This is a genomic window from Robinsoniella peoriensis (assembly GCF_000797495.1).
Classification (GTDB): Bacteria; Bacillota; Clostridia; order Lachnospirales; family Lachnospiraceae; genus Robinsoniella; species Robinsoniella peoriensis.
The window spans coordinates 85522-98985 of record NZ_JTGN01000022.1; the positions used below are offsets into that span (position 1 = coordinate 85522).

Consider the following 13464-nt stretch of genomic DNA (forward strand, 5'->3'; position numbering starts at 1 on the left):
AATTAAAGGATAAAACGTTATGAAAAAATCAGGATTAAACCTTATCGGCGTAAAAGAATATAACCGTGCTTTAATATTACAATTGATTGCCACCGGAAATGGTACCACACGAAACAGTCTTGCACAGCGCTCAAAGCTTACTTCCATGACGCTGACCAATATTACCTCTGAACTATTACAGCAGAATATTATTGTTGAATCAGAAGCTTCCTCTGACTCCAAAAATCTGGGAAGGACACCAAAAATCCTTACCATTTCTCCTACTTCTCCTGTTGTAGCAGGAATCTGGATTTCAAAAGACTTTCTCTTTGGAATCTTAAGTGATTTAAGTCTGAAGCTGGTAGCAGCAAAACAGGAAGACTTTGAGGAAAATGAAACTTCCGAATCCATATTGGAAAAGGCATATCGTCTGGCTGAATACCTCCTTCACCTGACTGAACGTCCGGTACTTGGTATTGGTATTTCCACGATCGGTGTTGTAGATACCATCCACGGCGTAATCAAAAATGTAACTAACTTTTTTAATATTAAAGAAATGGACATTAAAAGTTATATGTCCCCCAGATTTGATATTCCCGTGTATGTAAAAAATGATATGCAGGCAGCCGCTCTTTGCGAAATGTACTATGGCATTGGACAGCAAAAAGAAAACTTCCTGTATATTGGTATTACAAATGGAATAGCTTCCGCCATAGTTTCAAATAAGCAGCTGTTAAATAACCTTACCGGCTCCTGCGGAGAACTTGGACATACCACCATTGATTTTAAAGGTCCCAAATGCAATTGCGGCAACCGCGGATGCCTGGAACTGTATGCCAGTGCTCCTGTTATCATTCACAGAATCAATGAAGCCTGCGGCACCAGGCTGACCACCTTTAAAGAAACCATGGAATACTGCACTACTTCAGTGAAAGCATACTCCATTCTGCAAAACATATCTGATCAGCTTGCCTATGCTCTTAATAACCTGATTAATATAATTGATATCAGTACAGTGGTATTTGGTCACTCCGCCGTATATTTTCCGGATGAAATACTGGCTTCTATAGCCTATACCCTGAACCAGATCAGTATTTTTCGCAATAACCGCACCATAACTCTGCATAAGACAAAATTTGAGGAAAATAGTCCTCTTTACGGATCTGTCTGTGTTATATTAGACCAGTTATTTACCGGAAACCTGACGATATAATATGATCTGTCTGGTAGTCCATAAAGTTTGGAAAATAGACAAGAATTTATTTGTGATTTAAGCTTTATGGACTACTAGATATTAAGAAGGAAAAGCAAATTCCTTTTCCTTCTTAATTTTAAAGATAGATCACCCTTTCTTTTTTTGCTGACTCATATACAGCATCGATAATTTTCATCGTATCATAAGCGTCTTCCATCGTGGTTCTGGGTTCTTTTCCTGTAAGTATACATTCCGAAAACTCGCTCAGCTGCTTTGCATACATATTTACCTGCTCAAACTCCATGGTCACGGCTTCTGCCTGCTTATTCCTAACCTGGCTACTCTCATACACCTTATCTTCCTGCTCGATGTATACTTTTATATCTCCGCAACCATCCTGTCCAATCGTGCCATTTGCAATAATGCTTCCTTTTGTACCATAGATTTCCAGAAAGCATTTTGCAGCCTGATCCGGTATATTAAAATAGGCATCAATATAACAGGTCGCACCTTTTTTCATCTTCAGCATAAAGGAAGCAGAGTCTTCTACCGGATAAGAAAAACTTTTATTTTCAATTATTCCCACTGTTTTCTCAGCCCGGTCATCCATTAGATATTTCATAAGGTCTATACAATGGATTCCCATATCCATAAGTGCTCCACCACCGGAAATCGCCGGATTCTGACGCCAATTTCCCTCCATAGGCGGAAACCAGCAGGTTAACTGACCTCTGCAGGAAACAATTTCCCCCAGATCTTTGTGACCTATCATCTCTTTTATCTTCTGATGTCCATCATGAAAACGCATAACCATTGCCACACCGGCACAGACATTTTTTGTTTTGGCACACTCCATAATTTCTTTTGCGGCAGATGCATGAATTCCAAGCGGTTTTTCAATTAACAGATGTTTTCCTGCCTCTAAAATTTTAATTGCCTGTTCTTTATGAAATAGTACCGGAGACGCAATATATACCGCGTCTATATCTGCATTTCTCAGCATATCATCTATGTTGCCATATACATCCGGAATATCGTATTCCTTCATCAGGTCAATCATTCCGTTGGTATTGGTATCCATGACTGCCTGAATCGATGCATTTGATATTTCATTAATAGCAGGAATCGTCCTTCTTCTTGCTATTCCACCCGCTCCTACAATCCCCCATTTAACATATTCCTTCATTTCATCTCCTGTTACATATTTATTATTGATAAAGGTTACATAGCATAGCGGGTCTTTTAATAATTACAGAACTTATTCTATTACCTCCATGCTCATTAACATACCTTTAAGTAAAAAGCTCTATATTAGATATTACTAAAAAACGCGCTAAAAAGTCTGGATACCACGTTTTCAAGCTAATTATTATACTTCTAGTTACAATCAGCTACTAACGGCCCTGCCAGTTCCTCCAAATAAAAAAGTGTCCCAGGAATTGTTGGAATATAAGAAGAAGTAACCCATCTCGAAGGTCCGTAACGGAGTGTCATCCACAGGGGCATACCCTGCCATTGCATTCCTCGTGAAAAAGCTCCATCAGCCCCTCCAATCATTCTGTCAGACTTTAAGAATAATCCAGGACCAATCGTATTTGCTGTACATGGAACAAGTGATGTCCGACTTTTAAAACTGGTTATTGCATTTTGTTCAATTGTTAATGGATGGAGTAATGCGCCTTTCCTATAACATTGATCTTTCCAGATAGTATCTGAATCAAATTCTGCGCCAAAATGTGGTTCCCAAAATGCAATATGACACATTCTACCAATTCCATATATTGTTATAAGTCTTGCCCCATTTTCTTTTAAACTGGTAATTTTATCTGGATATGTAGGAAGATTCTCCTTTGTTGCAAAATTTCTATGTGATTCAGGTACCGTTAATTTTCCCAATGGATTATAAAATGCATGTTCCATTGCATATTGAAAAGAACCGGGTTCTGTACTGTCAAGAGTGTTTCCTTCTTTATCCGCCCATTCATCCATATTAAAACAATACAAATGGTCGCAGGTAACATTCCATCTCTTTAAGTAATAAACAATCCATTCATACATTCCCATTGGTCCTACAGGTAAAATAAGTGCCAACGTCTGTCCCTTTTCTTTTGCCTCCCTAATCTCAAGTGCAATTTCATGCCCTAATTTTACATTAAACTCATCTACGGTTTTACAAGCAGCAATATCAAATTCTTTATTCCAGAAATCCTGCCTCTCTTTAATTTCATTTGGACTATGGCTGCAGCACTCATCAATCTTTTCCATATCCCATCCTTTTGGATAAAATCCTTCCAATAAACTTCCTCTAACTGTCTCATTAAAATTAATTTTCATAAATATCTATCCTCTCTTTCAATACATGTCATTGTTAATATTATTGTCATCTATCTGGGCAATAACTGTTTCGTTGTCATTCTTGGATAAACGTTACACGGCCTATAGCCTTCAGCAAATGCAACTCCACACTGATACCCTCGGTATCTGGAGCAGGTTTTAACCATATCTAAAAAGTCTATTCCATCATGTTCCAGCATCCATTTTATCTGTGATTCATGGCATTTCAAGGCTTCTAGCTTTCTGTCAATCTGCTGTGTTACATCTACGTAATGTGTAGGTATAAAATCTACTCCTGCCAGAGTATCCATAAAATAAATAGGCACAAATTCGTTATAAGCTGCATATCGTACAGATTTATGCGCCAATGTGGCAATAAAACTGCTATTAAAAGCAAGCCTGCTTGTTTCTATATGATCCTGCATATAATCCACATCATTATGAGTAATAATTACATCTGGTTTAACAATCCTCACAATATCTGCAAGTTCATCTACTGCTTTATTATCGTAACGGTTTACAAGTATATCACCTATATTTAGATTGAACACCTTCTTAACTCCAAGTATCTTTCCGGCCCTTTCTGATTCCATTGTCCTTATCTCTGCTAAAGGTTCCGGTAAAATTTTCACATGTCCCATATTTCCATTTGCAACATGGCACATATAAACATCTGCACCCTGATCTACATATTTTGCAAGTGTACCACCACATGCAATCTCCAGATCATCCGGATGACACCCTACCGCTAAAACATTCATCTTAGTTCCTCCAGTCTTTTGCTCTTTAATAATATTATATATGTAATCAATTAATCATTTTATCAATACAATATAATTCATTTGACTAATATTTTATCTGTTGATAATTGATAAAATCTACTGTATTTTTCTTTATCATAAATCTATCCATACTGATTATTTACAATATAAACTTAGTATCTATATTTCTTCAAACTCCTTTAATCTCAACTGTTTGAAAAGTCCTTTGTGGTTATTAATGGTTTAATAATATGCTTAAGACTGTCTATCAGACCATACATTGGGCCTTGCATATATTTTTACCAGAAAAATGTGTGTTTATCTGATTGACAGCCCTTATTCTATAATAATTTTTTAAGTTTAAGCCGGTTCATACCCTCATTAGGATATTGTAATCCCTCCATCAGCAACCAAAATAGCTCCATTCATATAGCTAGACTCATCACTTGCTAAAAACAAAGCAATATTTGCAATATCATTTGCCGTTCCCCAACGTCTAAGCGGGGTACCCTGAGTTAAAAAATGCTGTTCATTAAAAGTTGTCTTATTTAAATCACTTTCAAATATCATTGGAGTATAAATTGCAGCTGGAGCAATACAATTTGTTCGAATATTCTCAGGTCCAAATTCAACTGCCATGGATTTTGTTAGTGAATTTACCGCCCCCTTGGATGCACTGTAGGCATCACAGCCTGGTACTCCAATAATTCCACAACTGGATGACGTATTAATAATACTTCCTCCCCCTCTTCTACGCAATAGCGGCAATGACGCTTTTGAGCAGTACATCATTCCGAAAAGATTAATTCTGATAATCTTTTCAAATATTTCCACATCAAGTTTATCAATACTTTTATCAAGCTCCCCCCAGAATACTGAAGCATTATTATATAATACATCAATACCCCCGTAATGATCCTCAATATTACAAAATACCTTTTGTACCTGATTCCATTCAGATATATCCATGAGATATAATCTTGCATGTCCTCCAATGGCTATAATCTCCTGCTCTACTTCACGCCCTTTCACTTCATCTTTTTCCAGAAGTAATACAACAGCCCCTTCCTTAGCAAATAATTGTGCTGCTGCTTTACCAATGCCACTTCCTGCTCCGGTGACAGCAATTATTTTACCTTTTACCCTCATAATATTTTTCTCCTTCTTTTACCAAATCATATATCCTCCGTCAGTTACCAGCGTAGCCCCTGTCATATAATCTGATGCAGCAGAAGCTAAAAACACAGCAATATCTCCAATATCATCTGGTTTTCCCCAAGTTTTGAGTGGTATTTGATCTAATGAATCCATATAAAATTCAGGATGCTCTTTGACATAACTATCATTAATCTCTGTCATATAATAGCCTGGACAAATTGCATTAACATTGATATGATATTCTGCCCATACTCCTGCCATTAGGCGCGTCAAACACTCTACTCCTGCTTTTGACACATCGTAAGCACCAATGGTTGGATTTCTCATTGCTACTTTTCCCGTCATAGAAGCAAGATTAATTACCTTTCCCGATTTTTGTTTTTTCATAATTTTTCCAACATGTTTCATCATTAAAAATGTTCCTGTAAGATTTGTTTCCAGTATGCTATTCCATTCTTCCAGGCTCTCTTCTACCAGCGGTATATTACTCCTTCCCACTGCCGCATTATTAACAAGAATATCCAAATGCCCCGCATTCTGCATTACAAACTGACATGCTCTAACAACACTCAACTCATCTGTAATATCCAATACATAGGCATGGGTCATATTTCCAGATTCTTCTTCAATCCTTTCTGCTGTTTCCTCAAGACGTTCAAGGCTTCTTGCCATGAGAAATACTTCTGCACCAGCTAGCGACAACGCACGAGCAAATGACTTTCCAAGCCCCTGTGCAGCGCCTGTTACAACTGCTGTCTTGCCACTCAAATCAAATTTACTTTTCATTAACTAACCAATCCTTTCGCCATAACTTTGACTTAATCTGCCCTTTATTAGTAATGTATCTTTGAACAGTCAGGGGAATCTCTTCCCCTTAACTGTTATTAAATATTTAATATTTTACAGTGACAGGCTCTCTTGTCTTTGCTGACTCCATAATTGCCAGCAGTATCAGGGATGTATTGGCAGCATCCTCTTTTGTTACTAAAAAATCTCTGTTACTTATAATACAGTCTACAAAAGAACGAATACTTTCGTATGCGAAACCTTTTACTTTTCCATCCACTTTATTACGTACTATAATATCCGGAGTTATCACTTTATTATCTGTGACCTCTTGAATCATATTATGACTTGAGCAATCAATATTAATCATGCCATCTGTACCAAGAACCGTGAATTTAATATCATTAATACATGTATTTGCATTTGGCGTAATCCAGCCACTCTCCATCTGTGCAATAGCGCCATTTTTAAATTCCAGAGTAGCCTGATACATATCCGGAACATCTACTCCCAAATTTTTTAATACACCTTCCCTTGAAACTGCATAAACTCGCTCTACCTCTGACCCCATTAGGAATCGAAGAGTATCTAAACAGTGACTTCCTAGGAACCACAGAATTGAAGACTTCCCTGCCCAGGAGAGCATATCTGTTGCTACCCACTTAATGTCATTAAGACGACCATATGCACTTGTAGGAACTCCTAAATCTCCTGCATCTATTAACTGTTTTGCAGTATTAACTGCCGGATTCCACCTGTTATGAAGATCAACCATCACTCGTACTTTATTTTTTTCAAAAGCATCCATCATGCGATATACATCATCCCGTGTAGTAGCTAGTGGCTTTTCTATTAAAAGGTTTTTTTTCGCTTCTGCACAAGCTATTGCAATATCCGCATGCAGAAAATCCGGTGTGACAATAGCAATGGCATCACAGCTAGATTTTACTGCCATTTCCCTGTAATCCGTATAAACTTCTTTTATGCCAAACTTTGCTGCCAATGCCTCTGCCTTTGTCCTGTCTTTATCACAAATAGCCACCGTTTCCGCAAAAGGATGTTCATTATAAATACTCGCATGTGTTTCACCCCATATACCAGCTCCAACTATACCCATTCTTAATTTTTCCATTAACCCTTACCACCTTTCTTTAAATTTATCTTTAAAATATCCAAGTTGGTAATACCATTGTCATATTACAAATATTTTAAAAATCGTAATCATGAACATTTTCTTTTGTAAAAATAATGCTGGGAATATATCCTACATTACCTCCATCTTCCACGATTAGCTTACCTCCATATTCACCATAATCTTCATTGTTAAGTGGAAGCTTTCCTGTATCCATATAATTAACTGCCGCCGCAACAGCATCATATCCCATAACTCCCGGGTCCCATAGGGTAAGCTCCGGTATTACACCAGCATCAATATACTCCGCACACTGTGAAGGAAGACCAATTCCTATGGAAATAATTTTACCTGTTTTATTCGCAGATTGAATTGCCATGGCTGCTGCTGGAGGATTTACAGTTGACACTCCCGCTACCGCCTTTAAGTCGGGATACGTTTGTATTAAATTTTCCACCTGTGACACGCACTTTTCGAAATTATCATCACATGCCTCTGTAGCAACTACTTCTACATCCGGATATTTTTCCAACACCTCTTTAATAGCCTCCAAACGACGATTCAGAGTTTCTGATCCCAGTCCTCCTGTAAGTAAAGCTACCTGTCCCTTTTCTCCAACCAATTTAACCAAACTTTCCCCAATTGTAGCACCACTCTCTTCTGGATTACCAGCAGTTATGCAAAATAGCCTGTTGCTGTCTGGAGCATCAATATCAAATGTAAAAATGTCTACGCCTGCATCCATTGCCTTGTTAATTGTAGGAATAATAGCCGTACTATCTGCAGTAGATATCATGATGGCATCTGCGCCTTGTGTAATCAAATCTTCAATAAATGTTATTTCCTGATTAACATCCTCTGAGGATGGTCCTGTATAGGAAATAATTTCAGCATTTAAATCCGCTGCTGCTTTTTTTGCCCCCTCCGCTGCATAATCAAAATATGGGGCACCCATTTGTTTAACAACTATTCCTATCTTATATGTATCTCTTTCAGTGGTATTCTTTTTTCCTGATTCTAAACTTGTATCCTCTTTGTTTATCTCCGTTTCCAATGATTGTGGTTCTGACTTTTCAGATGTTTTTCCACTGTCGCTTCCACAACCGGTTACCATTAAAATCATAACTATCAAAATTGCTATTGCTGTAAATAATTTTGAATTTTTCATATTTTATTCCTCTTGAATATAACAGGTTATCCTATCATATTGCCACAAATAAAGTTGAAAGAATGTTTAACGTGGCTTCCTTCCCAATATAATAATTTTCTTTCAACATTTCATCATAAAATAGATAATTATATAGTATTTTTTCGTCTTATAAATTTAAAAATTGCAATACCACTCCTAAGTTTTGCATCATATCCAATAGCAATCAACAAAACAACTCCCATAAAGATCATTTGCCAATAAGCATTAACCCCAAGCAAATTAAAACCATTAATAATAAAATTTAAGATCATGATTCCAATCATAGTACCTACGATATTTCCTTGACCACCATTAATGCTGGTTCCACCCATTAATACTGCAGTAACTACATCAAATGCAGTGTTTCGACCCGCATCCGGTGATGCAGAAATTAACCTGGATGAAAATATAATACCTGCTGCTGCTGATAGTAAAGCACTAACTACATATACCATTATTGTAATCCGATCCACACTGATTCCTGCAATGTTGGTTGCTTTGGGATTTCCTCCTGTAGCATAGATAAACCTCCCATATTTTGTTGACCTCATAATCCATTGAAATAAAACAATAACTACTATTAAAATCAATATTGGAATAGGAATTCCAAACAACGTACCGTGCGCCAACTGGCTATAATTTTTTGGAAACGAGCTAACCGGCTTTCCGTCAGTTAACACATATATGATACTTCGCAGTGCTGTCATTGTGGCTAAAGTACCAATAATTGGTTGAAATCCAGCTTTTGCAATTAATATACCATTAACAAACCCAATTACTATTGCTGTAATGATACCCAAAATAATACAAATTCCAAAGGGAATGCCATTTCCATAAGAAATTCCAATAACAACTGGTACAATAGCCATCACTGTTCCCACTGAAAGATCAAATCCGCCTGCTATAATAACTACCGTCATTCCTACTGCTATAATTGCCACTTCGCTGACTCTTGTCAAAACTGTAACAATATTATTTAAGGCAAGAAATCCTCGGCCCATTAATCCCATGAAAATAAACCATACAGCCAAAAAAGCAAGCAAAACCAGTTCATATCCCATTTTCGTAAAGATATCGTTTCTACCTCTGTCTTTACCTTTCATCTCCCATTCCTCCTTTCCCCATAAATGTTTCTTACAGTATCCAGAAGCAGTGCTAAAATAATAATCATTCCAGTTATTAATCCCTGAAAATTTGCTGATATCTTTAGTAGCGTCATACCATTTAGAATTACCCCCATTAATATGGCGCCTAAAATTGTACCTCCAACAGTTCCCTTACCGCCTAAAAAACTAACACCTCCCAATACAGCAGCTCCAATTGCATCCATCTCATATCCAATCCCCGCAGCCGGCTGAATGGCTCCCGTACGACCTATAAATATCATGGCAGCAAGCCCTGTTAAAATTCCTGATACCATAAATACCATCACCTTAGTCTTATCAACACGAATACCTGCTAATTTCGCTGATTCCTCATTACTACCAATAGCATAAACATGTCTGCCAAACGATATATATTTCATTATTACAGTAAATAAAGTCAAAACAACCAGTAATATAACTGCAGGAACAACACCATTTCCAAAAAACAAAAAATCCTTAGGCAGATTGGTTATCCATTTTCCTCCAGAATATACATAAGTAAATCCCCTGAAAATATTCATAGTAGCCAAAGTCACAATTATTGGCTTTACCTGCAGCTTAACAATGAGAACTCCATTTATACCACCGCATACTGCTCCGGTTAACAGACAGACTAACAAAACTGCCCATGCCGGCAACCCCATTTTAATAAATGAACCTGCTACTACGCAGACCACACTTACCGTGGAACCAACCGAAAGATCTACACCTCTGGAAATAATTGCTAACATCATACCTACAGCAATAATCCCGTTTACTGCAATCTGTTTAGAAATATTTAATAAATTTGTACTGGAAAAAAAAGATTCTGACTGTACTCCTATAAATATAGAAATCAGAATAATTGATATTATAATTGTCAGTTCTGGAATGTTAATTAAAGCCTTTTTAAAGGATCTTCCCATTCCGCCCTTGCTTATGGCCACAACATCTTTTTTCACAATACCTGATACCTCCTTTATATAATTCTAATTTTTGCCTGCTCCTGTTGCATAGCTTATAATCTCTTCCGGTGTTACATCACCTTTATTGAATATACCGGCCACCTTTCCTTCCTGCATCACCATTATCCGGTCACTCATGCCAATTACCTCCGGAAGTTCTGAGGATATCATAATAATACCATAACCATCAGCTACAAGTTCGTTCATTAAATCATATATTTCTGCCTTTGCTCCCACATCAATACCACGAGTTGGTTCATCAAAAATCAATATTTTTGACTTACTCAATAGCCATTTTGCTATTACAACTTTCTGTTGGTTGCCACCACTGAGATTACGGGTCAATTGTTTTGATGAAGGAGTCTTGATTGTTAGTTTTCGAACATACTCATCAACTAATATCCTTTCTTTTTTGGCATTAATTAACGTATTTGATACATTTTTAGCCAATTTTGCTAGAGTTGAATTTTCCAGAACACTCATTAATAAAACAAGTCCTTCGTCTTTTCGGTCTTCCGGAAGGAATCCAATGCCAAGTTTCAATGCTTCTTTTGGAGATCTGGGGAGATTTCGCTTCTTTTTTCCAATAGTAATTGTACCGGAATCAGATTTGTCAATTCCAAATATTGCTCTTGCCATTTCCGTTCTACCAGCTCCTACAAGCCCAGACACACCAAGAATCTCTCCTTCATTTAAATAAAAACTTATATCTTCAAATACTCCTTTTGAAGATAGACCCTCAACGGCAAATATCTCATCTCCTATCTTGTTCGTCCGATCTTTAAATCTTATATTAACAGTACGTCCTACCATCATTTCCAACACCTTATCAATATTGGCTTCTGACGTATTAACAGTGTCAACATATTCACCATCCCGAAGAACACTGATTCTGTCGGAAATATCAAAAATCTCATTAAATTTATGAGATATATACAAGATTGATATACCATTTGCTTTCAAATCTTTGATAATTTTCATTAGTGTATAAACTTCATGTTCTGATAAGGAAGAAGTAGGTTCATCCATAATAATCAGCTGCGCATTCATAGTCAAAGCCCTTCCTATTTCTATTAGCTGCTGCGTTGCAACATTAAGTCTACTCACCTTTTCCGTTGGAGATACGCTTACTTCAAGTCTTTCAAGAACCTTTGCTGTCATAGCATTCATCTTAGCCCAATCAATTAGGCCATTTTTTTTTGGTTCCCTGCCAAGGAATATATTCTCCGACACTGTAATGTCCGGACAAAGAGTTAGTTCCTGATATATTGTGGATATACCTGCCTGTTGAGCTTCCCAAGGATAATGTACTTTTAACGGTTCTCCCTTCCATAAAATCTCTCCAGTCCAACCATTTAATGCACCTGTTAGAATTTTAATCAATGTAGATTTTCCTGCTCCATTCTCTCCTACCAACGCTAGAACCTCAGCTTCTTTTATATCTAACCTTACGTTATTTAAAGCAAGTACACCTGGGAATTCTTTTGTAATATCGGTCAGTTTTAACAAAGTTTCAGCCACATTCTTCACCTCTTATTTTCTATTATTCCAGATTTTTTACCATACCATATAACCGCCATCAACTTGAATTATCGTACCGTGTACATAATCAGAAGCTCGAGATGATAAGAAAAGAAGAGTTCCTGCCAATTCTTCTGGATTTGCCATATGACCCGCTGGAATCAACCCTAAGGCCAAATCATAAAAACCAGGATCAGCTTTAAAAAATTCTTTATTTGGGTCTGTCATGAAATAACCAGGAGCTATTGCGTTCACATTTATATTATACTTAGCCCACTCACTAGCCAATGCTTTAGTAAGTCCATCTATTGCTGCTTTTGACACATCATAAGACCCCCCATGCACTCCTTTATTAATAACTTTACCTGAAATGGAAGACATATTTATAATCTTTCCCTTTTTTTTCTTCAACATTTCTTTTCCCGCAACTTTAGCGCAAATAAAACTACCGTTTACATTTATATCAATAACCTTTTCCCACTCATTCAAGGTTGTTTCCTCCGGAGTTTTATTACATCGTCCAATTCCGGCATTATTAACCAAAATATCTAATTTCCCATAATATTTGATTATTTGATCTACACAATCCTGTATTTCATTTTCATGAGTAATATCTCCGTGAAAACTCATACAATCATAACCGGCCTCCTTCAACTCTTTTTCTGTCCGTAGCAACTCCTCCCTCTCAAAAGAAAGTAAACATACCTTTGCACCTGCATTTACTAACGTTTTAGCAAACATTTTTCCCAATCCCTTACTTGCACCTGTCACCAGTGCTACTTCTCCACTCAAATCAAATAAATCATTTACTACTGACATCTCTCATACCTCCTTGTAATTTTTTCATGGCTACCTCTTACAGTTGTCTAAAAAACTCAATTCCTTCTACTATGTATCCTATCAATAAGGCTATTGCCTTTTGACCACGTTAAATATAGACTTTACCTCAACATAAAAATGCTCATTCTATAGATTTATGCGTTAATATTTCTGTTAAATTAACAAATATTATGAAATACATAAAACTACGTTCTTTTTAATTTTTACAACAGAAAATGTTCTTAATGTTACTTAATTTTAAATATTAACATTCATCTCACTAACTTATTCTTAAAAATAATATTTTTAAATTATTATGAACCTCAATATATAATAAATTAATTTTAAATATGTTTTGTTTTTATAATAATTATAATACATCAACAAAATGACTGTGTCAATACATTTTTAAAATATTTTTATTAATGTTTTTAATACTTTTTAACAATTCTTATAAAAAAATTTGTATATTTTTACTAACTTTATATAAATATCCATATT

12 protein-coding genes are annotated in these 13464 nt (G+C 36.4%); 1 reads left to right on the forward strand and 11 read right to left on the reverse strand.

What is annotated here, in order from left to right; translation table 11 throughout:
- Positions 1 to 19: 19 nt before the first annotated feature.
- Positions 20 to 1192, forward strand: a complete 1173-nt coding sequence (locus QR40_RS27905) for an ROK family protein (protein ID WP_027295419.1) — start codon at positions 20 to 22, stop codon at positions 1190 to 1192.
- 118 nt (positions 1193 to 1310) lie between these two features.
- Here the strand turns inward: QR40_RS27905 and QR40_RS27910 are convergent, their stop codons facing one another.
- From QR40_RS27910 to QR40_RS27960, 11 genes are all read right to left on the reverse strand, one after another.
- Positions 1311 to 2360 (reverse strand): Gfo/Idh/MocA family protein, encoded by a 1050-nt coding sequence (locus QR40_RS27910; RefSeq protein WP_044297732.1) that lies wholly within the window; start codon positions 2358 to 2360, stop codon positions 1311 to 1313.
- Between the two features lie 191 nt (positions 2361 to 2551).
- A complete protein-coding gene (locus QR40_RS27915) occupies positions 2552 to 3508 on the reverse strand; it encodes a sugar phosphate isomerase family (protein WP_044297733.1) in 957 nt (318 codons plus the stop codon).
- A gap of 50 nt (positions 3509 to 3558) precedes the next feature.
- Entirely contained in the window at positions 3559 to 4269 is a 711-nt protein-coding gene (locus tag QR40_RS27920; RefSeq protein WP_044297734.1) for a PIG-L deacetylase family protein, read from the reverse strand.
- A gap of 381 nt (positions 4270 to 4650) precedes the next feature.
- Complete coding sequence (locus tag QR40_RS27925; RefSeq protein ID WP_044297735.1) at positions 4651 to 5418, reverse strand: SDR family NAD(P)-dependent oxidoreductase; 768 nt, start codon at positions 5416 to 5418, stop codon at positions 4651 to 4653.
- Between the two features lie 18 nt (positions 5419 to 5436).
- Positions 5437 to 6213 (reverse strand): SDR family NAD(P)-dependent oxidoreductase, encoded by a 777-nt coding sequence (locus tag QR40_RS27930; protein ID WP_044297736.1) that lies wholly within the window; start codon positions 6211 to 6213, stop codon positions 5437 to 5439.
- Between the two features lie 106 nt (positions 6214 to 6319).
- Positions 6320 to 7345, reverse strand: coding sequence for a Gfo/Idh/MocA family protein (locus QR40_RS27935; protein WP_044297737.1), 1026 nt, complete (start codon positions 7343 to 7345; stop codon positions 6320 to 6322).
- A gap of 76 nt (positions 7346 to 7421) precedes the next feature.
- Positions 7422 to 8513 (reverse strand): autoinducer 2 ABC transporter substrate-binding protein, encoded by a 1092-nt coding sequence (locus QR40_RS27940; RefSeq protein ID WP_044297738.1) that lies wholly within the window; start codon positions 8511 to 8513, stop codon positions 7422 to 7424.
- A 128-nt stretch (positions 8514 to 8641) separates the two neighbouring features.
- Positions 8642 to 9637 carry an ABC transporter permease gene (locus QR40_RS27945; protein WP_044297739.1) on the reverse strand — a complete coding sequence of 332 codons (996 nt, stop codon included), beginning with the start codon at positions 9635 to 9637 and terminating at the stop codon, positions 8642 to 8644.
- A complete protein-coding gene (locus tag QR40_RS27950) occupies positions 9634 to 10620 on the reverse strand; it encodes an ABC transporter permease (protein WP_052431098.1) in 987 nt (328 codons plus the stop codon). The genes QR40_RS27945 and QR40_RS27950 overlap by 4 nt, the downstream gene beginning before the upstream one ends.
- Positions 10621 to 10647: 27 nt before the next feature.
- The gene (locus tag QR40_RS27955) at positions 10648 to 12144 is read right to left on the reverse strand and encodes a sugar ABC transporter ATP-binding protein (protein WP_044297740.1); all 1497 of its coding nucleotides are present in this window, start codon (positions 12142 to 12144) and stop codon (positions 10648 to 10650) included.
- 36 nt (positions 12145 to 12180) lie between these two features.
- The gene (locus QR40_RS27960; RefSeq protein WP_044297741.1) at positions 12181 to 12963 is read right to left on the reverse strand and encodes an SDR family NAD(P)-dependent oxidoreductase; all 783 of its coding nucleotides are present in this window, start codon (positions 12961 to 12963) and stop codon (positions 12181 to 12183) included.
- Positions 12964 to 13464 lie beyond the last annotated feature (501 nt).

Bases quoted from the DNA above. Each gene is read 5' to 3' on its own strand.
- QR40_RS27905 (WP_027295419.1), top strand. From the start codon at position 20: ATGAAAAAATCAGGATTAAACCTTATCGGCGTAAAAGAATATAACCGT.
- QR40_RS27910 (WP_044297732.1), bottom strand. From the start codon at position 2,360: ATGAAGGAATATGTTAAATGGGGGATTGTAGGAGCGGGTGGAATAGCA.
- QR40_RS27915 (WP_044297733.1), bottom strand. From the start codon at position 3,508: ATGAAAATTAATTTTAATGAGACAGTTAGAGGAAGTTTATTGGAAGGA.
- QR40_RS27920 (WP_044297734.1), bottom strand. From the start codon at position 4,269: ATGAATGTTTTAGCGGTAGGGTGTCATCCGGATGATCTGGAGATTGCA.
- QR40_RS27925 (WP_044297735.1), bottom strand. From the start codon at position 5,418: ATGAGGGTAAAAGGTAAAATAATTGCTGTCACCGGAGCAGGAAGTGGC.
- QR40_RS27930 (WP_044297736.1), bottom strand. From the start codon at position 6,213: ATGAAAAGTAAATTTGATTTGAGTGGCAAGACAGCAGTTGTAACAGGC.
- QR40_RS27935 (WP_044297737.1), bottom strand. From the start codon at position 7,345: ATGGAAAAATTAAGAATGGGTATAGTTGGAGCTGGTATATGGGGTGAA.
- QR40_RS27940 (WP_044297738.1), bottom strand. From the start codon at position 8,513: ATGAAAAATTCAAAATTATTTACAGCAATAGCAATTTTGATAGTTATG.
- QR40_RS27945 (WP_044297739.1), bottom strand. From the start codon at position 9,637: ATGAAAGGTAAAGACAGAGGTAGAAACGATATCTTTACGAAAATGGGA.
- QR40_RS27960 (WP_044297741.1), bottom strand. From the start codon at position 12,963: ATGTCAGTAGTAAATGATTTATTTGATTTGAGTGGAGAAGTAGCACTG.